22 protein-coding genes are annotated in these 23678 nt (G+C 64.2%); 15 read left to right on the forward strand and 7 right to left on the reverse strand.

Going from position 1 to position 23678, the window contains the following annotated elements:
* The first annotated feature begins 1 nt into the window (after position 1).
* Positions 2-346: a c-type cytochrome gene (locus tag AC1D02_RS19530; RefSeq protein ID WP_477319939.1), complete on the forward strand. Its 345-nt coding sequence runs from the start codon at positions 2-4 to the stop codon at positions 344-346.
* Positions 347-413: 67 nt separating this feature from the next.
* Here AC1D02_RS19530 and AC1D02_RS19535 read toward each other — a convergent pair whose 3' ends face one another.
* From AC1D02_RS19535 to AC1D02_RS19545, 3 genes are all read right to left on the reverse strand, one after another.
* Positions 414-842, reverse strand: coding sequence for a DUF1841 family protein (locus AC1D02_RS19535; RefSeq protein ID WP_477319941.1), 429 nt, complete (start codon positions 840-842; stop codon positions 414-416).
* Between the two features lie 119 nt (positions 843-961).
* A complete protein-coding gene (locus AC1D02_RS19540; protein WP_477319943.1) occupies positions 962-2488 on the reverse strand; it encodes a retroviral-like aspartic protease family protein in 1527 nt (508 codons plus the stop codon).
* A gap of 148 nt (positions 2489-2636) precedes the next feature.
* On the reverse strand, positions 2637-3248 hold the full coding sequence (locus tag AC1D02_RS19545; protein WP_477319945.1) for an RNA pyrophosphohydrolase: 612 nt from the start codon (positions 3246-3248) through the stop codon (positions 2637-2639).
* A 213-nt stretch (positions 3249-3461) separates the two neighbouring features.
* On the opposite strand from AC1D02_RS19545, the gene AC1D02_RS19550 reads away from it, so the two are divergent.
* The 3 genes from AC1D02_RS19550 (at position 3462) to AC1D02_RS19560 (ending at position 6579) form a co-directional block, all read left to right on the forward strand.
* Entirely contained in the window at positions 3462-5195 is a 1734-nt protein-coding gene (locus AC1D02_RS19550) for a proline--tRNA ligase (RefSeq protein WP_477319947.1), read from the forward strand.
* Between the two features lie 59 nt (positions 5196-5254).
* Positions 5255-5800 (forward strand): lytic transglycosylase domain-containing protein, encoded by a 546-nt coding sequence (locus tag AC1D02_RS19555; protein WP_477320106.1) that lies wholly within the window; start codon positions 5255-5257, stop codon positions 5798-5800.
* Between the two features lie 167 nt (positions 5801-5967).
* Complete coding sequence (locus tag AC1D02_RS19560; protein ID WP_477319949.1) at positions 5968-6579, forward strand: DUF2442 domain-containing protein; 612 nt, start codon at positions 5968-5970, stop codon at positions 6577-6579.
* Positions 6580-6676: 97 nt separating this feature from the next.
* Here AC1D02_RS19560 and AC1D02_RS19565 read toward each other — a convergent pair whose 3' ends face one another.
* Positions 6677-7072, reverse strand: a complete 396-nt coding sequence (locus tag AC1D02_RS19565) for an SWIB/MDM2 domain-containing protein (protein ID WP_305506319.1) — start codon at positions 7070-7072, stop codon at positions 6677-6679.
* A 224-nt stretch (positions 7073-7296) separates the two neighbouring features.
* On the reverse strand, positions 7297-8664 hold the full coding sequence (gene ffh, locus AC1D02_RS19570) for a signal recognition particle protein (RefSeq protein ID WP_477319951.1): 1368 nt from the start codon (positions 8662-8664) through the stop codon (positions 7297-7299).
* A 130-nt stretch (positions 8665-8794) separates the two neighbouring features.
* On the opposite strand from ffh, the gene AC1D02_RS19575 reads away from it, so the two are divergent.
* The 11 genes from AC1D02_RS19575 (at position 8795) to AC1D02_RS19625 (ending at position 21645) form a co-directional block, all read left to right on the forward strand.
* Positions 8795-9535: a substrate-binding periplasmic protein gene (locus tag AC1D02_RS19575; protein ID WP_477319953.1), complete on the forward strand. Its 741-nt coding sequence runs from the start codon at positions 8795-8797 to the stop codon at positions 9533-9535.
* A gap of 92 nt (positions 9536-9627) precedes the next feature.
* Positions 9628-10602: an ABC transporter substrate-binding protein gene (locus AC1D02_RS19580; protein WP_477319955.1), complete on the forward strand. Its 975-nt coding sequence runs from the start codon at positions 9628-9630 to the stop codon at positions 10600-10602.
* A gap of 12 nt (positions 10603-10614) precedes the next feature.
* A complete protein-coding gene (locus tag AC1D02_RS19585) occupies positions 10615-11433 on the forward strand; it encodes an ABC transporter permease (RefSeq protein ID WP_477319957.1) in 819 nt (272 codons plus the stop codon).
* 1 nt (position 11434) lies between these two features.
* Positions 11435-12232, forward strand: a complete 798-nt coding sequence (locus AC1D02_RS19590; protein ID WP_477319959.1) for an ABC transporter ATP-binding protein — start codon at positions 11435-11437, stop codon at positions 12230-12232.
* 71 nt (positions 12233-12303) lie between these two features.
* Positions 12304-13107, forward strand: a complete 804-nt coding sequence (locus AC1D02_RS19595; protein WP_477319961.1) for a cytochrome C assembly family protein — start codon at positions 12304-12306, stop codon at positions 13105-13107.
* The gene (locus AC1D02_RS19600; protein ID WP_477319963.1) at positions 13104-13349 is read left to right on the forward strand and encodes a PP0621 family protein; all 246 of its coding nucleotides are present in this window, start codon (positions 13104-13106) and stop codon (positions 13347-13349) included. Before AC1D02_RS19595 ends, AC1D02_RS19600 begins: the two co-directional genes overlap by 4 nt.
* A 5-nt stretch (positions 13350-13354) precedes the next feature.
* Entirely contained in the window at positions 13355-15010 is a 1656-nt protein-coding gene (locus AC1D02_RS19605) for a sensor histidine kinase (RefSeq protein ID WP_477319965.1), read from the forward strand.
* Between the two features lie 13 nt (positions 15011-15023).
* Positions 15024-16427 carry a sigma-54-dependent transcriptional regulator gene (locus tag AC1D02_RS19610; protein ID WP_477319967.1) on the forward strand — a complete coding sequence of 468 codons (1404 nt, stop codon included), beginning with the start codon at positions 15024-15026 and terminating at the stop codon, positions 16425-16427.
* A 76-nt stretch (positions 16428-16503) separates the two neighbouring features.
* Positions 16504-17166, forward strand: a complete 663-nt coding sequence (gene ampD / locus AC1D02_RS19615; protein ID WP_477319969.1) for a 1,6-anhydro-N-acetylmuramyl-L-alanine amidase AmpD — start codon at positions 16504-16506, stop codon at positions 17164-17166.
* A 302-nt stretch (positions 17167-17468) separates the two neighbouring features.
* Positions 17469-20390, forward strand: a complete 2922-nt coding sequence (locus AC1D02_RS19620; RefSeq protein ID WP_477319971.1) for a ribonucleoside-diphosphate reductase subunit alpha — start codon at positions 17469-17471, stop codon at positions 20388-20390.
* A gap of 151 nt (positions 20391-20541) precedes the next feature.
* The gene (locus AC1D02_RS19625; RefSeq protein WP_477319973.1) at positions 20542-21645 is read left to right on the forward strand and encodes a ribonucleotide-diphosphate reductase subunit beta; all 1104 of its coding nucleotides are present in this window, start codon (positions 20542-20544) and stop codon (positions 21643-21645) included.
* 1126 nt (positions 21646-22771) lie between these two features.
* Here AC1D02_RS19625 and AC1D02_RS19630 read toward each other — a convergent pair.
* Both AC1D02_RS19630 and AC1D02_RS19635 read right to left on the reverse strand, forming a co-directional pair.
* Positions 22772-23452, reverse strand: a complete 681-nt coding sequence (locus tag AC1D02_RS19630; RefSeq protein ID WP_477319975.1) for a hypothetical protein — start codon at positions 23450-23452, stop codon at positions 22772-22774.
* Complete coding sequence (locus tag AC1D02_RS19635; protein WP_477319977.1) at positions 23437-23670, reverse strand: hypothetical protein; 234 nt, start codon at positions 23668-23670, stop codon at positions 23437-23439. The genes AC1D02_RS19630 and AC1D02_RS19635 overlap by 16 nt, the downstream gene beginning before the upstream one ends.
* Positions 23671-23678: the final 8 nt, after the last annotated feature.

Consider the following 23678-nt stretch of genomic DNA (forward strand, 5'->3'; position numbering starts at 1 on the left):
AATGAAAAAACTGATGATTGCGCTGGCCGCCGCCGTGGTGTCGTTCAACGCTGCCGCGGGCGGCAATGTCGCCTCCGGCGAAGCGCTGGTGAAGAAGTACAGCTGCGCGGCCTGCCATGGCGCCGACTTCAACAAGCCGGTCGATCCGAGCTATCCGAAGCTGGCCGGGCAGCATCCGGACTACCTGGCGCACGCGCTGACCGCCTACAAGCGCGGCGACGGCGCCAATGGCCGCAACAACCCAATCATGAGCGGACAGGTCAAGCCGCTGTCGGACAAGGACATCGCCGACATCGCCGCCTACCTGGGCAGCCTGCCGTCGACGCTGGCGACCGGCCACCGCTGATTTCTCAGCGCTCAATGAAGATGGGGTCAGGTCCGGTGGACCTGACCCCTTTTTTTTCGTCCGCGGCTTAGCGGGAGGCGCGCTTGCGCACGCATTCGATATACGCGTCGGCATCCGGCGGCACGCCGTTGCGCTGCGAATTCCAGATCATCTCGCCGAGGCATTCCATGATCTGATGGTGCGCGTCGTGCTGGCCGAGGCGCGCTGTCAGCGCGTTGATGGCGTCGCGGATGCCGCGCGGCTGGTCGACCGAAGCCTGTTCTGAAATCGACAGGTGCATCGACAGGTGCAAAAAGGGGTTGGCCTCGCCGCCTTCGACCGAGTAGTCGCGCGCCAGGGCCGCCTCGGTGTCGGTCAAGGTGTCGGCGTATTCCGGATGCAGCGCAATCCAGTCGCCGGCGATCCCCTCCATCGGGCTGAGGATTTCGCCCGCGCGCTGCTTGCGGAAGGTCTCGCAGAAAAAACGGCGGACGTCGTCGGAGGAGGGTGTGAACATGGCAAAGGCGGTCAGGGCAAGGCAGGAGCGCCATTGTAACGCCTGCTCAGTCGGGCCGCTGCCGCGGCTTGGGGAACACTTCGCCGCCCTCGTAACCGATATGGAAGCGCTCCTGGTAATTAGGCGCCCGGCGCCGGACGCCCGCATTCGGCGCGCCATGCGTCGCTGAGCGTTTTGGCCTTGTCCTTCTCGCCCTGGGCGCCGGCCAGTTCGGACATCATCAGCTTCGCGTCGCAGGTGCGAACCCGTGCTTGCGCCGAATCCTTGCCGGCTTGCCTGGCCAATTGGGCTTCGTCGATCCGCCCGAGGAAGAAGTCGGCCACCGGCGCCGGCCACTCGCGCCGCTTGTCGGCGGCCACGCGCGACTCGAGCGCGCGCGCCGCGCCGGCCGGATCGCCGCCCTGCAGCTGTGCGAGGAACAGGTAGAGCGCGGCGCGGCTTTCATCGGGATGCTGGCGCAGCACGTTGCCGAACAGCGCGGCGGACTCGGCCGATTTCCCGGCATGCAGCAACGCCGGGCCGACGATATAGGCGGCCCGCGGGTGGCCTTGTTGCGCCGCCTTTTGCAGCCAGGACGAAGCCGCCGCGGTATCGCGCGCCACGCCGCTGCCGGCGCGGTATTTGTTGGCCAGGATGTACTGCGCGTGCGGATTGCCCTGGTCCGCCTCCTTCTGCAGCCAAGGCTCGATCGCCACCGCGCCGCGCGTGAAGATGTCACCGCCCAGATAAGTGATGTACGGGCGCCGCTGGCTCATCGCAAACAGCACCCGGTGCGAACGCAGGAAGTCGGAGCCGAGCAGCACGTCGGCGTGCTGGCGCCCGGTGTTCGGATCGGCGGAGATGTGCAGCTCGGCGTCGCGGATGGTCTCGCCGCCGATCTTCAGCGTCTTGAATACGGCGCGCCACTGGTCCAGCTTGTCGGCGCCGACGCCCACCGCGCCAGCCGCCCTGATGGTGCCGGCCGAGTTGATGTCCACGCCGGCCTTGCGCGCGCCATTGATGAACACGAAGCTTGCCGACGCGCCGCTGTCGATGATGGCATCGAGCTTGACGCCATTCAGCTCCACCTCGAACACCTGGTTGCGGCTATCGCCGAAGCTGCCGGTGAAAGGTACTGCCACCGCGTCGCCCCAGTAGGCGAGATGGCTGTCCTTGCAATCGAGCGGACGGAAAAAGCGTACCTGCTTTTCGGCCAGCGAGAATTCAATATCGGCCTGGAACAGGAAGTCGGCGCCAACGATGGCGTCGAATTCGGGCACCGCTCCCATTTCGCCGATCACGTTGAGATTGCGCCTGCCGGTATGGGTGGGTCCCACCTGCAGGTCGTCGACACGGACACCGTACAGGCGCGTTTCGCCGCCGATGCCGACGGCATGGGCACCGGTCGCGTACTGGCGCAGGTCGAGCCGGTCTGCGGCGTAGCTGGTCATCATGGTGCGGCTCGCGCCGGTATCAATCAGCATCGGCGCCGGCTTGCCATTGATGAAGCCGTCGATCGCAGGCTGGAAGTTGGCGCCGAGATAACGCAGCGGCAATTCGCCGATCTGGACGTATTTGCAGGCGGCCTGGTCGGCCGCAATCGCGGGGGCGGAGAGGAGGGCGGTGAAGGCGAGCGCGAGGGCCCGGCGTCGGAATATTGTAATCATGCAAGATTTTAACGCAACATTTTGCATAAAAATCAAGCTTGCATAAATAAAATATCACACGGTTATAGCGGCCTTCGGCATTCACCCCGGGGTCAGGTCCGGCGGACCTGACCCCTTTTTTGACGCCGGCGCGGCGCTCCCTGGCGGGCTACTCCTTGGTTGGCGCCAGCACCAGCTGCGGCTCGGCGGCGCGCGCCGGTTCGGCCGGCGCCGCCTGGCGCGGCGCGTGCGGCTGGCGCAGGTAGCGCGCGGTGTGGCGCCGCTCGTGCGTGTGCCCGCCATTGGCCGGCCACGTCAGGAAGCGCGACAGCTCCTGCAGGGCGCGCTGGTACACGTCCCGCTTGAACTCGATCACCACGTCGAGCGGCACCCAGTAGTCGTGCCAGCGCCAGGCGTCGAACTCGGGATGGTCGGTTAGGCGCAAGTTGACGTCGTTGTCGCGCGCGACCATGCGCAGCAGGAACCAGATCTGCTTCTGGCCACGGTAATGCCCGCGGATTTCACGCTTGATGAAATGATCGGGCACCTCATAGCGCAGCCAGTCGCGGGTCCGACCCACGATCTTGACGTGCTCCTGGCGCAGCCCGATTTCTTCCTCGAGCTCGCGGTACATGGCCTGCTCCGGCGTTTCTCCATATTTGATGCCCCCTTGCGGGAACTGCCACGAGTGCTCGCGCACGCGTTTCCCCCACCACACCTCGTTCTGGGCGTTCAGCAGGATAATGCCGACGTTGGGCCGAAACCCTTCACGGTCGAGCATGGTTCACCTCAACACTTTCTGCCAGCGCGTGCTTCTTCTGTTTTTACATACGAATCCGACGGGCAACGCCCGATCCCGCCTGGTTTTCGACGCGCGAAAACGGCGGGAGCCGGAGAATCGGACCCATTTGCACAAAGATTGGACGCATCGGCCAGCTAATCCTTTAAAATTAGGTTGATTATAACTCTCTCTTTTTAAAAAGAATTCATCGATATGCGCGCCTCCCGATTTTTTATTTCAACCCTCAAAGAAGCGCCGTCCGACGCCGAGATCGTCAGCCACCAGCTCATGATGCGCGCGGGCATGATCAAGCGCCTCGGATCGGGCATCTACACCTACATGCCGACCGGCCTGCGGGTGATCCGCAAGGTTGAAGCGATCATCCGCGACGAGATGAACAAGGCCGGCGCGATCGAGCTCTTGATGCCGCTGGTCCAGCCGGCCGAGCTGTGGCAGGAAACCGGCCGCTGGGACAAGATGGGCCCGGAACTGATGCGCGTGAAAGACCGCCACGGCCGCGACTACGCGATCCAGCCGACGTCCGAGGAAGTCATCACCGACGTGGTGCGCACCGAAATCAAGTCGTACCGCCAGCTGCCGCTGAATTTTTATCATATCCAGACCAAGTTCCGCGACGAGCGCCGTCCGCGCTTCGGCCTGATGCGCGGCCGCGAGTTCACCATGAAGGACGCCTACTCGTTCGACCGCGACCTGGCCGGCATGCAGGCCTCGTACAAAGTCATGTTCGACGCCTACACCAGGATTTTCCAGCGCTTCGGCCTGAAGTTCCGCGCGGTGGCCGCCGATAACGGCGCCATCGGCGGCACCGGTTCGCATGAATTCCACGTCATCGCCAGCACCGGCGAAGACGCGATCGTCTACTGCCCGACCTCGGACTACGCCGCCAACATGGAAGCGGCCGAAGCGATGGCGCTGGCCGCAAGCCGTCCGGCCGGCGCGCAGGCGCTGACCAAGACCTCGACCCCCGGCACCGTCAAGTGCGAGCAGGTCGCCAGGCTGCTGAACCTGGACCTGGCGCAGACGGTGAAAACCATCGCGCTGACCGTCGAAAAAGAAGTCGACGGCAAGCAGGTCAAGGAAAACTGGATGCTGCTGCTGCGCGGCGACCACGAGCTGAACGAAGTCAAGGTGGCCAAGGTGCCGGGCCTGGCGACCCACCGTTTCGCCACCGAAGCCGAGATCCTCGAGTGCTACGGCACCATCCCGGGCTACCTGGGGCCGATCGGCACCAGGCAGCCGGTCAAGGTCGTGGCCGACCGCACGGTCGCCAACATGGCCGATTTCGTCTGCGGCGCCAATGAAGAAGGCTTCCACTACACCGGCGCCAACTGGGGCCGCGACATCGCCGAGCCGATCGTGGCCGACCTGCGCAATGTGATCGAAGGCGACGCCTCGCCGGACGGCAAGGGCGTGCTGGCGATCGAGCGCGGCATCGAAGTGGGCCACGTGTTCCAGCTGGGCACCGCCTACTCGGAAAGCATGAAGGCCACCTTCCTCGACGAAAACGGCAAGCCGGCGCCGCTGCAGATGGGCTGCTACGGCATCGGCGTGACCCGCATCCTGGGCGCGGCGATCGAGCAGAACTTCGACGACAAGGGCATCATCTGGCCGACCGCCATTGCGCCGTTCGAGCTGGTGCTGTGCCCGATGGGCATGGACCGCAGCGAGATGGTCAAGGCCGAAGTCGAGAAGCTGTACGCCGACCTGCAGGCGGCGGGCGTGGACGTGATCGTCGACGACCGCGGGCTGCGTCCGGGCGCCATGTTCGCCGACTGGGAGCTGATCGGCGTGCCGCACCGCGTGGTGATCGGCGAGCGCGGCCTCAAGGAAGGCAACCTCGAGTACCAGGGTCGCCGCGATGCGGAGGCGACGGCGGTGCCGGTGGCCGGCATGGTCGAGTTCATCAAGGGCAAGCTGGCCCAGTGAGAACTGCCGTGACATGGCTGGCGCGCGGGCTGCTCGCGGCCGGCCTGGCCTGCGGCGCGATGGCGCACGCCGGCAACCAGAAGGAAGAAGCGCTGGCCGTCTCGGTCAAGCTGGCGCTGGCGAACGCCATCAAGGATGCGCGTCCGCCGCAGCCGGTGTTCCGCGACGAGGCGGCCAGGCAGCGCTACCAGCAGTGGCTGGCGGTGATGTCCGAGCGGCTCAAGCGCAAGTTGCCGGACGCGCAGTCGCGCACCGAGTTTCTGGAAACCGCGTGGTATGAAGCGACGCGGGCCGGACTCGATCCGGGGCTGGTGCTGGGACTGATCCAGGTCGAGTCGGCGTACCGCAAGTACGCGGTGTCGATGGTGGGCGCGCGCGGCTACATGCAGGTGATGCCGTTCTGGACCAACGTGATCGGCGACAGCGACCGCAAGAAGCTGTTCCACATGCAGACCAACCTGCGCTACGGCTGCGCGATCCTGCGCATGTACATCGACATGGAAGCGGGCAGCCTGTACCTGGCGCTGGGGCGCTACAACGGCAGCCGCGGGCGACCCGAGTACCCGAACGCCGTGCTGGCCGCGTGGAAGAAATGGGAAATGTGATGCGACTCAGCACACCTGGGCCTGACCCATGGGCAGACCCTTTGTCGTCGCCATCTGAGAGCCGGTGATTAGGCGTCCCCGTTGCTCCTGGGGACTCGACCCCATTTTCGCTTCGCCCCTGTCTGCGCTCAAAGTGATCCGTCGCCACCCGGCTAGGGTGGGATGCGATGCCCGACGTGTTGAATTTATTCGGATTCCGTGTCGTGATCTACTACAACGATCACCAGCCTGCGCACGTCCACGTGGTTGGCAAGGGTATTGAAGCCGTGTTCGAGTTGAATTGCCCGAATGGTCCGTCTATAGTGAGGACTCAACACAGATTTCCGCGCAAGGATTTGATACGGATTTGGGGCGAGATCGATGCACTGGAGGGGACATTAATGGGCATTTCTGACGTCGAGTTCGAAGCGGCGACGCGACGCGGAGAATTGATGCAAGCCATATGGCCAGCTGCCATTGCTGTGCGCTACGATAGCGTCGCGCATCGCATCGTTATTTCGCTGTCATCCCGCATTGATGTGTCGTTCTCGCCCTCCGACGCGCAGGGGTTTGAGGACGCTCGTCCGGAGGACTTGGCGACCGCTGAGATCAGCCCATCAGGTTTCGGGGTTTCCTTTCCGAAGATTAATGCTGATATTTATATACCGGGACTTCTGCAGGGTCGAATGGGATCCGAGCGCTGGATGGCGGCGCGGCGCGCGACGGGGGAGCCGAAAGAACGCGCGAATGTGAGCGATGATCTCGGAGGTGAGCCAACGCCGGTGCGCCCAATGTTATAGACAAGTTATTAATTTTGCGCGCGCGCTGCATAAAAACAAAAGCCCCGGTTTTGAAACCGGGGCTTTTTCCATTTCAGCCGTTACGGCCTGGATGTTCTTATTTCAGGTGATCCGAAATGAGCTTGGTCATTTCGAACATCGAAACTTGTGCCTTGCCGCCAAATACGGCTTTCAGCTTGTCGTCGGCATTGATCATGCGACGGTTTGCTGCATCTTGCAGGTCGAGCTTCTTGATATAGTCCCACACCTTTTTGGTCACTTCGGTGCGTGGCAGCGGAGTGGCGCCCACTACTGCGGCCAGCGTCGTCGACGGGGTCATCGCCTTCATGAAGGCGGCGTTAGGCTTGCGTGGTGCTGCTGGCTTTTTGGCTGCGGCGGCTTTTGGAGCTGCCTTTGCTGGAGCTGCTGCTTTCTTCGCCGCCGGCTTGGCCGCTGGCTTGGCTGCTGCTTTCTTTGCTGGAGCTGCTGCTGGGGTTTTTTTGGCTGTTGCCATCTTCGAGCCTCCTAAACAAACACAATGGGAAATTGCGCAATTGATCGCACGGCTTATATTGGTGGGCTTTTACTGTTGTTGCAAGTCTTTTTCGATTTTTTTCGTGCGGAAACTAACGAAAATCGCCGTTATGGCGCCGCCCGGGCGCTTGCCCGGCGAATTTGCATAAAAAAACCGGCTGCGGAAGCGTTCCGTCAGCCGGTTTTGGCAGCGCGCCGGGCGCCTTAACGCAGGCCCGGCATCATGCCTTTCATGCCGCGCATCATCTTCATCATGCCGCCGCCCTTGAACTTTTTCATCATCGTGTTCATCTGCTCGTACTGCGCCAGCATGCGGTTCACTTCCTGCACCTGGACGCCGGCGCCGGCCGCGATGCGGCGCTTGCGGGTCGCCTTGATCAGCTCCGGCTTGGCGCGCTCCTGTGGCGTCATCGAGTCGATGATGCCGCACATGCGCCGCACCTGCTTGTCGGCCTGGTCCATGTTGGCGCCGCCGGCGGCCTGCTGGAACTGGGCCGGCAGCTTGTCGAGCAGGCTGGCCATGCCGCCCATCTTCTTCATCTGGCCCAGCTGGGCCTTGAAGTCGTTCATGTCGAACTTGCCGCCGACCTTGATCTTGTTGGCCAGGTCGGCCGCCGCCTTGCTGTCGACGCCCTTGCGCGCTTCTTCGACCAGCGCCAGGATGTCGCCCATGCCGAGGATGCGGTTGGCCATGCGCTGGGCGTCGAACGCTTCGAGCCCGTCGAGTTTCTCGGACACGCCGGCGAACTTGATCGGCTTGCCGGTGATGTGGCGCACCGACAGCGCCGCGCCGCCGCGCGAGTCGCCGTCCAGCTTGGTGAGCACGATGCCGGTCAGCGGCAGCGCGTCGTTGAAGGCCTTGGCGGTGTTGATCGCATCCTGGCCCAGCATCGCGTCGACCACGAACAGGGTCTCGATCGGCTTGACCGCCGCATGCACCGCGGAAATTTCCTGCATCATCGCTTCGTCGATGCCGAGGCGGCCCGCGGTGTCGATGATCAGCACGTCGTGATAGTGCTTCCTGGCCCAGTCGAGCGCCGCGCGGGCGATGTCGACCGGCTTGTCGGTGGCAGACGACGGGAAGAAATCGGCGCCGACCTGCCTGGTCACCGATTCGAGCTGGGCGATCGCGGCCGGACGGTAGACGTCGGCCGAGACGGTCAGCACTTTCTTCTTTTTCTCTTCGCGCAGGTACTTGGCGAGCTTGCCGACGGTGGTGGTCTTACCCACGCCCTGCAGGCCGGCCATCAGGATGATCGCCGGCGGCTGCTGCGCAAAGCTCAGCTGCGAGGCCTCCGGGCCAAGGTCGGCGCCCATCAGCGCGCCCAGTTCGCGCTGCACCACGCCGACCAGCGCCTGGCCTGGCGAGAGCGAGGCGAGCACTTCTTCGCCGAGCGCCTTTTCCTTGACCTTGCCGATGAATTCGCGCACCGCCGGCAGGGCGACGTCGGCCTCGAGCAGCGCCAGGCGCACTTCGCGCAGCATCTCGGCGGTGTTGGCTTCGGTCAGGCGAGCCTCACCGCGCATGGTCTTGACGACCTTGGCAAGGCGTTGGGTTAAGTTATCTAGCATGGCGAACCTGGTGAAAACATGGATTGGCCCGGTCCGGCCGGGCGGTTTGTGTGGCATTTTACCTCATAGCGGCGCGCCGGCAGGCCGGATGCTGCTACCATCCGGGGTTGGAAATTGCACTAAAGCATTTATGCCGATGATTCCCCTGATCCTGCTGCTGTTGCTGTGCGCCCCGGCCGGCGCGGCGACCGTGCGCATGGCGTTCGGCGACAATCTGCCGCCTTATATATTAGTGGCGACGCAATCGGGCATCGAAGTCGACATCGTGCGCGAGGCGCTGGCCTGGCGCGGCCACGTGCTGCGGCCGGTCTTCATGCCGATGGGACGGGTGCCGGTGTCTTTCCTGTCCCGCAAGAGCGACGCGATCATGTTCGACGTCGGCCAGGACATGCGCGCCGCCGGCGGCGTGTACGGCGATCCGCCCGTCATTTACGACAACTTCCTGTATACGCTGGCCAGGCGCCGGCTGTCGATCCGGACGCCGTCCGACCTGAAGCTGCGCTGGGTGATGTCGTTCGTCGGCGCCTCCAGCCGCTATCCCGAGTGGTTCAGCAAGCTCGACCGCAACGAGCACTATGTCGAGCGCAATAACCAGCAGTCGCAGCCGCAGTTGCTGGCGATGGGCCGCTACGACGTGGTGGTCAGCGACCGCACCATCTTTACCTACTACGCGCGCCAGCTCGAACGGCGCGATCCCGCCTTCCACATGCCGGCGGTGCAAGAGCACCCGCTGCCGCGCGCCAACCCGCGCCACTACCGCCCGGTGTTCCGCGACGCCGCCGTGCGCGACGACTTCAACGCCGGCCTGGCCTGGCTGCGCAAGACCGGGCGCTACGACGCCATCTACGCGCATTACCTGAACGGCGAGTAGTCAACATCGTTAAAAAGCCTGTCTCGAATGGCAACAGCTTGCTATGATCTAGCCAAACAATTCTTGATCAGCAACTACTTAGGGAGACAGGCATGACTAGCAAGATGTTCTGCAAGACCATCGCAATCGCGGCAATGCTGGTGGCGGGCGGCGCCCAGGCGCAGGAAGTGGTTCGGCTCGGCAACCTGAAATTCGCCCACTACGGCGCGGTGTCGTACATGAAGGAAATCGCGCCGAAGTGCGGGATCAAGATCGAAGAGAAGATTTTCGCCAAGGGCCTCGACGCCATGCAGGCGGTGATCGCCGGCGAACTCGACGTCGCCACCACCGCCTCGGAAGCGGCCATCTCCGGCCGCGCCAGCGGCGCCCCGATTTTCGTCGTCGCCGGCTTCGCCAAAGGCGGCGCGCGCCTGGTCGCCCGTCCCGAGCTGAACATCAAGACCGTCAAGGACCTGAAGGGCAAGAAAGTCGGCGTCACGCGCGGCGCGATCCAGGAAGTGCTGCTGATGGCCGAGCTGCAAAAGCACGGCCTGACCGCCGACAGCGCGCCCGGCAAGGATGTCCAGCTGATCTACCTGTCGTATCCCGACCTGAACGCTGCGCTGCTGGGCAAGAACATCGACGCCATGATGCAGTCCGAGCCGCAGTCCTCGCAGGCGATCAACAAGAATTTTGGCGCCGAGGTGATCAAGCCGTACGACACGCCGATCGGCGAGCCGGTGCGCACCATGGTGATGACCGAGAAGTTCTATAAGGAGAAGCGCCCAGTGGCCGAAAAGTTCATGCGCTGCTTCGTCGAAGCGACCAAGACCTTTATCGACAACAAGGCGCTGGCCGAGAAGTACGTGCGCGAGACCGTGTTCAAAGGCCAGATCACGACCGACGATTTCAACGACGCGATGGGCAACGCCGAGTACACCTATGACGTGACGCCGGAGCACATCCAGGTCACCACCGACATCATGGTAAAAACCGGCGTCGGCCGCATGGCCAAGCCGCCCGTCGCGACGGAGTGGGTCAAGACCGACCTGCTGAACGCGGCCAAGAAAAGCCTGAACGTCAAGTAAGAGGCCGCTTTGATGACGAAAGGGAAATTGCAGGGAGTCGGGATCGGGCTGGTGGTGCCGGCCCTGATCATCGCGGTATGGCAGGCGGTCGCGATGCTCGGCTGGGTCAATCCCCAGGTGTTGCCGTCGCCGCTCGCGGTGGTCGAGAAGTGGATCGCCTACCTGCTGCCGATGCAGCCGTACGTCGAAGGCAGCAGCCGGCTGGCGTGGATGTTCTCCGGTGAGCTGATCATCGACTCGATCGGCAGCATGTACCGCGTGCTGGTCGGCTTCTTCCTCGGCGCCGGGCTGGCGCTGCCGATCGGCCTGGCGATGGGGGCCAGTCCGCGCGTGTACGCGTGGTTCAACCCGCTGTTCCAGCTGCTGCGGCCGATCCCGCCGATCGCCTACATCCCGCTGTCGATCCTGTGGTTCGGGCTGGGCAATCCGCCGGCCGTGTTCCTGATCGTGCTCGGCGCCTTCTTCCCGGTGCTGATGAACACCATCGCCGGCGTGCGCCAGGTCGACAGCATCTACCTGCGCGCCGCGCGCAACCTGGGCGCCAGCCAGCGCACCATGTTCCTGCGGGTGATCCTGCCGGCGGCCGTGCCGTACATTCTGGCCGGCGTGCGGATCGGCATCGGCACCGCCTTCATCGTCGTCATCGTCTCCGAGATGATCGCGGTGAACAACGGCCTTGGTTTCCGCATCCTCGAAGCACGCGAGTACTTCTGGTCCGACAAGATCATCGCCGGCATGATCACCATCGGCCTGTGGGGCCTGGCGATCGACGTCGGCATGAACCGCCTGAACAACCATCTGCTGCGCTGGCACCGCGGCCTGGAAACCTAAGATGAGCGACACCCATATCGTCATATCCGGCGTCAACAAGATCTTCCAGACCGGCGAGCGCGAGCTGGTCGCGCTCAAGGACATCAACCTCGAGATCCCGCGCGGGCAGTTCACCTGCCTGCTGGGGCCTTCCGGCTGCGGCAAGTCGACCCTGCTGAACGCGGTGGCCGGCTTCTCGCTGCCCACTTCCGGCAGCATCACCGCCGACGGCAAGCCGGTTACCGAGCCGGGTCCCGACCGCGGCATGGTGTTCCAGGAGTACGCGCTGTTCCCGTGGATGACGGTGGAGGACAACGTCGGCTTCGGGCTGGAGATCAAGGGCATGGCGAAAGCCGAGATCCGCCGGCGCGTCGACGGCCTGCTGGCGATGCTGTCGCTGTCGGACTTCCGCACGCGCTTCCCGAAAGACCTGTCGGGCGGCATGCGCCAGCGCGTGGCAATCGCCCGGGTGCTGGCGCTGGACTCGCCGATCATGCTGATGGACGAGCCGTTCGGCGCGCTCGACGCGCTGACCCGGCGCAACCTGCAGGACGAACTGCTGCGCATCTGGGCCGAGCTGAAAAAGACCATCCTGTTCGTCACCCACTCGATCGAGGAAGCGATTTACCTGGCGGACCGGATCGTCGTGATGACTTACCGGCCCGGCATGGTCAAGCGCGACATCATCGTCGACCTGCCGCGCGAGCGCGATCCGGCCTCGCCCGAGTTCAATGCGCTCAAGCGCGAACTGGGGCAGCTGGTGATGGAAGAGCAGCAGCGCCATCACCATGACGAGCTGCGCATGGCGGCGGTCGATTGATTTTCAAGGGTGTCGTACCTGCCTTCGCAGGTACGGCACCCGGCCCGTTCCGATGGTGTAAACTTCGAGTAATGCAGACCACCTTCTTCTTCGCCTCCGCACTGGCCTACGCCGTATGCGCCTTCTTGCCGGTCCGGCAAGGCGCGCTGATTTCGGCCGTCACCGCCGTCGCCTGGCTGCTGCACGGCGCGGCGCTGTGGGGCGACATGCGCGCGCCCGGCGGCCTGCGCGTCGGCTTCGCCATCATGCTGTCGGCCGCCCTGTGGGTATCGGTCGCCGCCTACTGGCTGGAAAACCGCAACTTCGCCCTCGACGGCCTGCGCCGCCTGGTGATGCCGTGCGCCGCGCTTGCCGCCGCGCTGCCCGCCGTCTGGCCCGGCAGCGTGTTCCAGCTGCAGGGCCAGTCGCCCGCCTTCGGCTGGCACATCGCCGTCGCCATCCTGGCCTACAGCACCCTGACCATCGCCGCCTTCCACGCAGTGCTGATGGCGCTGCAGGAGTCGCGCCTGCACACCCGCGCGCCCGGCGCCGGCTGGCTCGGCGGCGCCCTCGACCAGCTGCCGGCCCTGCTGACGATGGAAAAACTGCTGTTCCGCCTGATCGGCATCGGCTTCGTCCTGCTCAGCCTCACCGTCCTGTCGGGCATAGTGTTCTCCGAACAGCTGTTCGGCGCCGTGCTGAAGTGGGACCACAAGACCATCTTCGCGCTGCTGTCCTGGATCCTGTTCGCCGCGCTGCTGGCCGGGCGCCGCTGGAAGGGCTGGCGCGGCAAGACCGCGCTGCGCTTCACGCTGGCCGGCTTCGCCACGCTGGTGCTGGCCTACGTCGGCAGCCGCTTCGTGCTCGAAGTCCTGCTGCACCGGGCGGTCGCATGAGCCGCCTGTTGTTCTGGCTCGCGCTGGCCGTGCTGGTGGTGTTCGCCATCCGCAGCAAGCTGCGTTCGTCCACGATGAAGGGACCGGACGCGCGCCGCTCGGACCACCTGCCGCGCGAAGGCGCCAGCGAGCCGATGGCCTGCTGCGCCCACTGCGGCATCTACTTCCCCGCCTCCGAAGCGGTGCACGCCGACGGCCGCGACTACTGCAGTCCGGGCCACGTCCGGCTGCCGTCGAAGTAGCGCAGATGGTGCGCAGTAAATCGCTGTCGGCCGAATCGCGCGAAACCTTCTGGCGCTCGCTGCAAACGCTGAACGCCACCCGCGTCGTCATCGCGATCGTGCTGCTGCTGTACGTGAGCTTCGACAGCAAGGGACCGCGCGACGCCCACCTGTACGCCGAAACCTGCATGGCCTACCTGGTTTGCGCCGCGCTGTTCGGCCTGCTGACCATCTATTGGCGGCGCCGCTTCCTGTACCAGCTCGGCGCCCAGCTGGCGCTCGACCTGATCGTCATTTCGCTGCTGTACACCGGCGCCGGCGGCATGCGCAGCGGCCTGGCCATCCTGTACCTGTTCCCGCTGGCCGGCGCGGCGATCCTGGCGCCGCTGCTGATGGCGCTGTTCGCGGCGGCGCTGGTGACCCTGTTCCTGGTCGGCGGCAGCTTCTGGGACACGCTGCTCGGCGGCGACGCGCCGCTGCTGCAATCGGGCGTGTACGGCGCCGCGCTGTTCTCGGTGGTGCTGCTCTTGAGCCGGCTGGCCAAAAAGCTGATCGGCCAGGAGGAACTGGCGGCGCGGCACGGCGCCGACCTGAAGATCCAGCAGGCGATCAACCGCATCGTGATGGCCGACGTCGGCGACGGCATCCTGGTGGTGGGCGCCGACGGTCGGGTCTTCACCAGCAATCCCGCGGCCCAGCGCATGCTGGCGCTGGCCGGCGAGGGCGCCGATTTCGTGCTGGCCGCAGAGGCGCCGCTCGCGCCCATCTGGGACGCCTTCACCGCCTGGATGGCGCTGCCGGCGGGCGAGGGCAGCGGCGCCTTCGTCACCATCAAGCCGGGCCAGGACGGCGGCGCCCTGCATGGCGCGCGGCCGGACCTGGGCGCCCACCTGCAGCTGCGTTTCGCGCGCGTCGAGACGCCGGACGGCGCGGCCGACCGCTTCGTCATCTTCCTGCAGGACGTGACCGCGATCGAAAACCAGGCGCAGCAGCTCAAGCTGGCGTCGATGGGACGCCTGACCGCCAGCATCGCGCACGAGGTGAGGAATCCCTTGTCGGCGATCGGCCACGCCACCTCGCTGCTGGCCGAGGACCTGTCCGAGCCCTCGCACGCGCGCCTGCTGAAGATCGTCGGCGACAACGTGGCGCGGGTGAACCGCATGGTCGAGGACATCCTGCAGCTGTCGCGCAAGGTGCAGCCGCACAACGAGCCGCTGGCGCTGGATGCCTTCCTCGGCGAGATCGGCGCCGAGTTCCAGGAGACCCACGCACTGGCCGAAGGCATGATCGCGGTGCGCGGCGCCGGCCAGGCGCCGGTGCGCTTCGACCCGCTGCACCTGCGTGAAGTGGTGGTCAACCTGCTGACCAACGCGATCCGCTACGCCAGCGGCACGCCCGGCTCGATCCGGCTGTCGGTGGTGGGCGATCCGTCGGGCCGCCAGGAGCTGCACGTGCAGGACGACGGCCCCGGCATCACGCCCGAAGTGCGCGCCCACCTGTTCGAGCCGTTCTACACCACGTCCAGCAAGGGCACGGGCCTGGGCCTGTACCTGGCGCGCGAGCTGTGCCTGAACAACGGAGCCATGCTCGATTATGAATACCGCATCGATTCCGGCACCTACGGCCTGCGCAAGCCGACCGGCCGGTTCGTCATCACGTTCGCGCAGCAGCACTCCCTGTAACGGAAAGGCATCCATGAGTTCACCCCGCATCCTGGTCGTCGACGATGAAGCCGACCTGCGCGAACTGCTCGACATCACGCTGGCAAAGATGGGCCTCGACGTCGACAGCGCCGAAAACCTGCGCGCGGCGCGCGCGCTGTTCGCCGCCAACGATTACGCGCTGGTGCTGACCGACATGCGCCTGCCCGACGGCCTTGGCCTGGAACTGGTGCGCGAAGTGGCGGCCAGCGGCAAGGGCACGCCGATCGCCGTGATCACCGCCTACGGCAGCGCCGACAACGCGGTGATCGCATTGAAAGCCGGCGCCTTCGATTACGTTTCCAAGCCGGTGGTGCTGGAAGACCTGCGCGTGATGGTGCGCTCGGCCCTGCGCCTGGCGCCGGCGGCCGGCGCGCCCGCCGCCGATGCCGCAACGGCCAGCCGCCTGATCGGCGACTCGCCGGCGATGCAGGGCCTGCGCGCCCAGATCGGCCGGCTGGCGCGCTCGATGGCGCCGATCGCCATCTCCGGCGAGTCGGGCAGCGGCAAGGAACTGGCGGCGCGCGAGATCCACGCGCAAAGTTCGCGCGCGGCGCGCCCCTTCATCGCAGTCAACTGCGGCGCGATTCCCGAGCAGCTGATGGAAGCGGAGTTCTTCGGTTACCGCAAGGGCGCCTTCACCGGCGCGGCCGACGAGCGCGACGGCTTCTTCCAGGCGGCCAACGGCGGCACCCTGATGCTCGACGAAGTGGCCGACCTGCCGCTGGCGATGCAGGTCAAGCTGCTGCGCGCGATCCAGGAGCGGCGCGTGCGCAAGATCGGCGCGACGGCGGAAGAGCCGGTCGATGTGCGCATCATCAGCGCCACCCACAAGGACCTGGCCAAGTGCGTCGAGCGCGGCGAGTTCCGGCAGGATTTGTTCTACCGCCTGAACGTGATCGAGCTGACCTTGCCGCCGCTGCGCGAGCGCATGGGCGACCTGGCCGTGCTGACCGACGGCATCCTCGCGCGCCTGGCCGGGCCGGGGCAGAAGGCGGTGCTGGGCGCCGGCGTGCTGGACGCCCTGAGCGCCTACTCCTTCCCGGGCAATGTGCGCGAACTGGAAAACGTGCTCGAACGCGCGCTGGCGTTTGCCAACGACGGCGTGATCGAGGTGGGCGACCTGTCGCTGAAAAGCGCGCGCGTGGCCGAAGCCGCGCCGGCTCCTGCGCCCGTGCCGGCGCACGCGGCAGCGCCCGAACCCGCGCCAGCGGCGGCAACGAGCGATTTGCCGAGCGACCTGCCGGGCTACCTGGCCCAGGTCGAGCGCGACATCATCCTGCGCGCGCTGGCCCAGACCCAGTTCAACCGCACCCAGGCCGCGCAGCTGCTCGGCATCAGCTTCCGTCAGCTGCGCTACCAGATGCAAAAGCTCGATATCCAGGAGCCGGAACAATGAAGTCGGATATATCCCGCGGCGCCGACAACCCCGGGGTCAGGTCCGGCGGACCTGACCCCAGCCCTTGGGCGGCGCCATGAAAATCGGCGCCGACGGCTGGTGCCCGCAGGCGGCGCGCTACGAGTCGCCCAATTGCGACGCACGCCCGGCCGGCGCCCAGGTCGACCTGCTGGTGCTGCACAATATCAGCCTGCCGGCCGGGAAGTTCGGCGGCCCGCACATCGCCGACTTGTTTACCAACCGCGTCGACTTCCACGCCGATGCCTCGTTCGCCGACCTGCGCGGGCTGGAGGTGTCGGCCCACTTCCTGGTGCGCCGCGACGGCCGGGTGATCCAGTTCGTGTCCTGCAACGACCGCGCCTGGCACGCCGGCGTGTCGCAATTCGACGGCCGCGACAAGTGCAACGACTTTTCGGTCGGCATCGAAATCGAGGGCTCGGATTTTGTTGCTTTTTCGCCAGCGCAATATGATTCGGTCGCCGCCCTGACCCTCGCGCTGCTGGAGCGCTATCCGCTGGCGGGCATCCAGGGGCATGAGCACGTCGCGCCCGGCCGCAAGACCGACCCGGGACCGTATTTCGACTGGGAAATGCTCTCCAATACTCTCCGAAAATCGGCCGAAAAACTGCCCCAAAAAGAGGCAATGTTAGTGACCGCTCACCGGCCAATCGGCATCCTTTCCGCGCTGAAAAATGTCAAGTGGCCTGACCCGAAATTAAACGAAATATTTAGTGTCTAATGGTGTTGGAAAGTTATTGCGTGGCATTGAGTCAGGCACTACAATTAGTCTCATCTTAACGCTCATGACTAGATATAGTGGTGCCGAGGGATTCAACCCCGACACAGTTTCACCACCGCCGGCTACAGCGAGGCGGTGTCGAATCAGAGTTTTCAACCCATGTTTAACGTCGTTTGCCCAACAGGCTGCAACGGTTGGATGGGTATTCTTTTGCTTTTTAATTTGTTGACGGACCGCTGACCGAGCGGACTAATTGATAACAATGGCAGCAGCACGACTGCATGCCGACCTGGGGAGCCTCAATGCAAACATCACAAGACACTTCTTCCAACCTGCACGTCACCCCAGGTGCCACGGCGCCCGCGGCCGACGCCAGCGCGGCCGACATCGCGGCGCGCGGCGATTACCGCATCATCCGCCGTAACGGCGCCGTCGTCGCCTTCGAGCCGACCAAGATCGCCATCGCGATGACCAAGGCCTTCCTCGCCGTGAATGGCGGGCAGGGCGCGGCATCGGCGCGCATCCGCGAACTGGTCGAGCAGCTGACCGCGAACGTGGTCGCCGCCCTGGTGCGCCACCATCCGAACGGCGGCACCTTCCATATCGAAGACGTGCAGGACCAGGTCGAACTGGCTTTGATGCGCTCGGGCGAGCATGACGTCGCCCGCGGCTACGTGCTGTATCGCGCCAAGCACATGGAAGAGCGCCGCGCCGCCAAGGAAGCCGCCGGCGGCAAGGCCGACATCGCCGCGCCGCAGATCCACGTGGTGGAGAACGGCGAGCGCCGTCCTCTGGACATGAACCAGGTCCGCGACCTGATCAACGCCGCCTGCGTCGGCCTGGAAAAGCACGTCGACGCCGACGCCATCCTGGCCGAGACGGTCAAGAACCTGTACGACGGCGTGCCGGTCGAAGAGCTGCACAAGTCCGCCATCCTGGCCGCCCGCGCGCTGATGGAAAAGGACCCTGCGTACTCGCAGGTGACCGCGCGCATCCTGCTTCACACGATCCGCAAGGAAGTCTTCGGCACGGACACGCCGCAGGCGAAGGCAGCAGCCGCCTACGTCGAGTACTTCCCGAAGTACATCGCCAAGGGCATCGAAAACGAACTGCTCGACCCGGAACTGGCCAATTACGACCTGGCCAAGCTGGCCAAGGCGCTGGTCGCCGACCGCGACCTGCAGTTCGGCTACATCGGCCTGCAGACCCTGTACGACCGCTACTTCCTGCACGTGCGCGATATCCGCATCGAGATGCCGCAGGCGTTCTACATGCGCGTCGCGATGGGCCTGTCGCTGCGCGAAGAAAACCGCGAAGCGCGCGCCATCGAGTTCTACCACCTGCTGTCGTCGTTCGACTTCATGAGCTCGACCCCGACCCTGTTCAACTCGGGCACCCTGCGTTCGCAGCTGTCGTCGTGCTACCTGACCACCGTCTCGGACGACCTGGAAGGCATCTACGACGCGATCAAGGAAAACGCGCTGCTGGCCAAGTTCGCCGGCGGCCTGGGTAACGACTGGACCCCGGTGCGCGCGCTCGGCGCCCACATCAAGGGCACCAACGGCAAGTCGCAGGGCGTCGTGCCGTTCCTGAAAGTGGTCAACGACACCGCCGTCGCGGTCAACCAGGGCGGCAAGCGCAAGGGCGCGGTCTGCGCCTACCTGGAAACCTGGCACATGGACATCGAGGAATTCCTCGACCTGCGCAAGAACACCGGCGACGATCGCCGCCGCACCCACGACATGAACACCGCCAACTGGATCCCGGACATGTTCATGAAGCGCGTGATGGAAAAGGGCGAGTGGACCCTGTTCTCGCCGTCCGAGACGCCTGACCTGCACGACAAGGTCGGCAAGGCCTTCGAAGCGGCTTACCTGGGCTACGAAGCCAAGGCCGCCGCCGGCGAAATGCGCGTCTTCAAGAAGATCGCCGCCCTCGACCTGTGGCGCAAGATGCTGTCGATGCTGTTCGAAACCGGCCACCCATGGATCACCTTCAAGGATCCATGCAACATCCGTTCGCCGCAGTCGCACATCGGCGTGGTCCACAGCTCGAACCTGTGCACCGAGATCACCCTGAACACCGGCCCGGATGAAATCGCAGTCTGCAACCTCGGGTCGGTCAACATGCCAGCCCATATGAAAGAGGGCAAGCTCGATCACGTCAAGCTGCAGAAAACCGTGCGCACCGCAATGCGCATGCTCGACAACGTCATCGACATCAACTACTACGCCGTCGAAAAAGCACGCAACGCCAACATGCGCCACCGTCCGGTCGGCATGGGCGTGATGGGCTTCCAGGACTGCCTGCACATGATGCGCGTGCCGTTCGCCTCGAACGAAGCGGTGGCATTCGCCGACACCTCGATGGAAGCGGTCTGCTACTACGCCTACCTGGCCTCGACCGAGCTGGCCGAAGAGCGCGGCCGTTACGCGTCGTACGAAGGTTCACTGTGGGATCGCGGCATTTTGCCGCAGGATTCGGTGAAGTTGCTGGCAGAAGAGCGCGGCGGCTACCTGGAAGTCGACTCGTCGTCGGCGATGGACTGGACCCCGGTGCGCGAGCGTATCAAGCAGTTCGGCATGCGTAACTCGAACTGCGTGGCGATCGCTCCGACCGCGACCATTTCGAACATCATCGGCGTGTCGGCCTGCATCGAGCCGACCTTCCAGAACCTGTATGTGAAATCGAACCTGTCGGGCGAATTCACCGAAATCAACGCCTACCTGGTGCGTGACCTGAAGGCCCGCGACCTGTGGGACGAAGTGATGATCGCCGACCTGAAGTACTTCGACGGCTCGCTGGCCAAGATCGACCGCATTCCGCAGGACCTGCGCGAGATATACGCCACCGCTTTCGAAGTGTCGCCAAGCTGGCTGGTGGAAGCCGCATCGCGCCGCCAGAAGTGGATCGACCAGGCGCAGTCGCTGAACATCTACATGGCCGGCGCCTCGGGCAAGAAGCTCGACGAGACCTACAAGCTGGCCTGGCTGCGCGGCCTGAAGACGACCTACTACCTGCGCACCATCGCGGCGACGCACATGGAGAAGTCGACGTCCAAGACCGGCGCGCTGAATGCGGTGGCGGTGGACGGCGGCATGTCGGCCAGCGCGCAAGCGGCTGCGGCCCCGGTGGCTGCGGCGCCGGCGGCGGTGGAAGACGGCGCGGCCTGCTACCTGCGTCCAGGCGACGACGGTTTCGAGGAATGCGAAGCCTGCCAGTAACACCAAAATAGTTACACCGTCGGTCCTGCCACCGGCAGGACCGACCTCCTGCGAAGGCAGGAGCCTATACTGAATATGTTCAGCATGGATTCCCGCCTCCGCGGGAATGACGGTTTTTAGTACAACACATATATACAAGGAAGAATCCACTATGTTGTCATGGGACGAAGACACCAACCAGGCGCCACGCATGCCGCAGGGCGCCGCTGAAGCGCCGGCTGCTGCCGAGGCGGTCGCCAAGCGCGTCAACGCGGACGACAAGCGCATCATCAACGGCAAGACCGACGTCAACCAGCTGGTGCCGTTCAAGTACAAGTGGGCCTGGGACAAGTACCTGGCCGGCTGCGCCAACCACTGGATGCCGCAGGAAGTAAACATGCAGCGCGACATCGAGCTGTGGAAGAACCCGAACGGGCTGACCGAAGACGAGCGCCGCCTCGTCAAGCGCAACCTCGGCTTCTTCGTCACCGCCGATTCGCTGGCCGCCAACAACATCGTGCTGGGCACCTACCGCCACATCACGGCGCCGGAATGCCGCCAGTACCTGCTGCGCCAGGCCTTCGAAGAGGCGATCCACACCCACGCCTACCAGTACATCGTCGAGTCGCTCGGCCTGGACGAGTCGGAGATCTTCAACGCGTACAACGAAGTCAAGTCGATCCGCGACAAGGACGAGTTCCTGATCCCGTTCATCAACACACTGACCGATCCCGAGTTCAAGACCGGTACCGTCGAGTCCGACCAGACCCTGCTCAAGTCGCTGATCGTGTTCGCCTGCCTGATGGAAGGCCTGTTCTTCTACGTCGGCTTCACCCAGATCCTGGCGCTGGGCCGCCAGAACAAGATGATGGGCGCTGCCGAGCAGTACCAGTACATCCTGCGCGACGAGTCGATGCACTGCAATTTTGGCATCGACCTGATCAACACGATCAAGATGGAAAACCCGCTGCTGTGGACGCCGGCCTTCCGCGAAGAGATCAAGGGCCTGTTCCTGAAGGCGGTCGACCTCGAGTACGCGTACGCCGAAGACACCATGCCGCGCGGCGTGCTGGGCCTGAACGCATCGATGTTCAAGGGCTACCTGCGTTTCATCGCCAACCGCCGCTCGGTGCAGATCGGCCTCGAGCCGCTGTTCCCGCAGGAAGAGAATCCATTCCCGTGGATGAGCGAGATGATCGACATGAAGAAGGAGCGCAACTTCTTCGAGACGCGTGTGACCGAGTACCAGACCGGCGGCGCGCTGAACTGGGAGTAAACATCCCGCCGCCAGGCTCCGGTCTGGCGCCGAATCGAAAAGCCCGGCGCACTCCGCCGGGTTTTTTTATGCCCGCGACAACCACGGGTGCATCGGCAAGCTCCCGCAGCGCGGACAACCCCGGGGACTCGGCGTCCCCGTCGCTCCGCCGGACATGACCCCTGACTTTGATCCGCGTCGCGTGAACTTGCGGAGTCTGGTCCCGCGGGCGTGACACCATCTTCTGTTCATGACGTCGAAGTCGTCTCTTCGATTTTCACTCCCCGCGCGCGCGAAATATTCGACGCGATGAGCGCGACGACGAAAACGCGTTGCTGCGACACGACGAAATTTTCGCGACGTGCGCGCGTGGTCTCAACGCGACGCGGATGCGCTTCACGCACCATCGAACTTCAGCCGTCGCGATCCAACCGAAGCCCCACCGCCCGCCGAGTCGAGGCTGGCGAAAATCCGTCCGCTGTGCATAAAGCCCATAGGTACGGGCGATATGCAAAGCGATGGTCTTCGGCGGCGGCGCCGTTGCATCCGCATGCAGCGGTAGCGACACGCTATCGCGCCGCGCATTTTCGTCATCGCGACCTCTCGCGATACGCGTGTCGGCGCACGCGCGACGCGCAATCCGCGGCTCGCATCACGCATCTCACGCAAACGATTTGAAAAAAGCTCGCGAAATAATGAGTGTGCCAGTTGCGCACTGGTAAGGTTTTCGTGTACTTTACGAGATTGAAATTGTCGAAATGAGAATGCGCCGGTTTTTCGAGCGCGCTTCGACAAAAAAAAGATCAAAATAGGACGTTGATTCACACAGATATGCACCTGACCTCACCGCAAAAATTGAGCCGCACTGCCTGATCGACGTTCAGGCATGGCGGCTTTTTCATTTCGTGGTTGGCGCAAACAAGATGTGGACAGCGACCTGGTAATGCCGATTTCTGTCGTCGCGATGACCGCGGCGACGACGGCTGAAGTGCTGCAATCGTGAGGAGTTGCAGCAGTTCAGCTGGTGCCGAATTCATTAGCATAAACAAGCCACGCGTTTGTGCCGATGAATAATTCGCTCGACCAATACGGGTCGGACGGGTTTAAACCTTGTAGCGTATTTTTTTCATCGCAGATGAAGGAGAACTCAAATGGCAACAGCAGCAAAGAAACCAGCAGCAAAGAAACCGGCCGCAAAAGCAGCCGCCAAGCCAGCAGCGAAAGCAGCAGCTAAACCAGCAGCGAAGAAGGCGGCAGCCAAGCCGGCCGCCAAGCCAGCCGCTAAAAAGGCAGCAGCCAAGCCAGCAGCGAAAAAAGCAGCAGCCAAGCCAGTCGCTAAAAAAGCCGCAGCCAAGCCAGCAGCAAAGAAAGCAGCTCCAAAAGCAGCAGCCAAGCCAGTAGCGAAAAAAGCCGCAGCGAAGCCAGCAGCCAAGAAAGCCGCTCCAAAGGCAGCAGCAAAGAAAGCCGCTCCTAAAAAAGCAGCAGCGAAGAAGCCAGTAGCGAAAAAAGCTGCAGCCAAGCCAGCAGCCAAGAAAGCCGCTCCAAAAGCAGCAGCCAAGAAAGCCGCTCCTAAGAAAGCCGCAGCCAAGCCAGCAGCCAAAAAAGCCGCGGCGAAGCCAGCGGCCAAGAAGGTAGCGTCGAAGGCCGCAGCCAAGCCAGCAGCGAAAAAGGCAGCAGCCAAGCCCGCAGCGAAGAAAGCCGCAGCGAAGCCAGCAGCGAAAAAAGCAGCCGCAAAAAAACCAGCAGCATCTAAAGCAGCGGCCAAGCCAGCAGCAAAGAAGGTGGCGGCTAAGCCAGCAGCAAAAAAGTCCGTTAAGGCGGCGGCCAAGCCAGCAGCGAAACCTGCAGCAGCACCAGCGGCAGCACCAGCAGCCAAGCCAGTAGCGAAAAAAGCTGCTGCGCCGAAGAAGCCGGCAGCACCAAAAGCGGCAGCAATGCCGAAGCCAGCCGCACCGGCAGCCGCTCCAGCGGCAGCACCTGCAGCCGCGGCGCCAGCACCAGCTCCTGCTCCGGCAGCGAAGACCGTGTTGTCGCCAGCAGCAGCATGGCCGTTC

The organism is Massilia sp. P1_C10, assembly GCF_056406475.1.

Excerpts from the sequence above, each read along its gene's own strand:
- AC1D02_RS19595 (WP_477319961.1), top strand. The coding sequence starts at position 12,304 with ATGCAGACCACCTTCTTCTTCGCCTCCGCACTGGCCTACGCCGTATGC.
- AC1D02_RS19600 (WP_477319963.1), top strand. The coding sequence starts at position 13,104 with ATGAGCCGCCTGTTGTTCTGGCTCGCGCTGGCCGTGCTGGTGGTGTTC.
- AC1D02_RS19540 (WP_477319943.1), bottom strand. The coding sequence starts at position 2,488 with ATGATTACAATATTCCGACGCCGGGCCCTCGCGCTCGCCTTCACCGCC.
- AC1D02_RS19620 (WP_477319971.1), top strand. The coding sequence starts at position 17,469 with ATGCAAACATCACAAGACACTTCTTCCAACCTGCACGTCACCCCAGGT.
- AC1D02_RS19575 (WP_477319953.1), top strand. The coding sequence starts at position 8,795 with ATGCCGATGATTCCCCTGATCCTGCTGCTGTTGCTGTGCGCCCCGGCC.
- AC1D02_RS19590 (WP_477319959.1), top strand. The coding sequence starts at position 11,435 with ATGAGCGACACCCATATCGTCATATCCGGCGTCAACAAGATCTTCCAG.
- AC1D02_RS19610 (WP_477319967.1), top strand. The coding sequence starts at position 15,024 with ATGAGTTCACCCCGCATCCTGGTCGTCGACGATGAAGCCGACCTGCGC.
- AC1D02_RS19560 (WP_477319949.1), top strand. The coding sequence starts at position 5,968 with ATGCCCGACGTGTTGAATTTATTCGGATTCCGTGTCGTGATCTACTAC.
- AC1D02_RS19550 (WP_477319947.1), top strand. The coding sequence starts at position 3,462 with ATGCGCGCCTCCCGATTTTTTATTTCAACCCTCAAAGAAGCGCCGTCC.
- AC1D02_RS19605 (WP_477319965.1), top strand. The coding sequence starts at position 13,355 with ATGGTGCGCAGTAAATCGCTGTCGGCCGAATCGCGCGAAACCTTCTGG.
- AC1D02_RS19530 (WP_477319939.1), top strand. The coding sequence starts at position 2 with ATGAAAAAACTGATGATTGCGCTGGCCGCCGCCGTGGTGTCGTTCAAC.
- AC1D02_RS19545 (WP_477319945.1), bottom strand. The coding sequence starts at position 3,248 with ATGCTCGACCGTGAAGGGTTTCGGCCCAACGTCGGCATTATCCTGCTG.
- AC1D02_RS19565 (WP_305506319.1), bottom strand. The coding sequence starts at position 7,072 with ATGGCAACAGCCAAAAAAACCCCAGCAGCAGCTCCAGCAAAGAAAGCA.
- AC1D02_RS19625 (WP_477319973.1), top strand. The coding sequence starts at position 20,542 with ATGTTGTCATGGGACGAAGACACCAACCAGGCGCCACGCATGCCGCAG.
- AC1D02_RS19580 (WP_477319955.1), top strand. The coding sequence starts at position 9,628 with ATGACTAGCAAGATGTTCTGCAAGACCATCGCAATCGCGGCAATGCTG.
- ffh (WP_477319951.1), bottom strand. The coding sequence starts at position 8,664 with ATGCTAGATAACTTAACCCAACGCCTTGCCAAGGTCGTCAAGACCATG.
- AC1D02_RS19535 (WP_477319941.1), bottom strand. The coding sequence starts at position 842 with ATGTTCACACCCTCCTCCGACGACGTCCGCCGTTTTTTCTGCGAGACC.
- AC1D02_RS19555 (WP_477320106.1), top strand. The coding sequence starts at position 5,255 with ATGGCGCACGCCGGCAACCAGAAGGAAGAAGCGCTGGCCGTCTCGGTC.
- AC1D02_RS19585 (WP_477319957.1), top strand. The coding sequence starts at position 10,615 with ATGACGAAAGGGAAATTGCAGGGAGTCGGGATCGGGCTGGTGGTGCCG.
- ampD (WP_477319969.1), top strand. The coding sequence starts at position 16,504 with ATGAAAATCGGCGCCGACGGCTGGTGCCCGCAGGCGGCGCGCTACGAG.
- AC1D02_RS19635 (WP_477319977.1), bottom strand. The coding sequence starts at position 23,670 with ATGCTGCTGCTGGCGACAACACGGTCTTCGCTGCCGGAGCAGGAGCTG.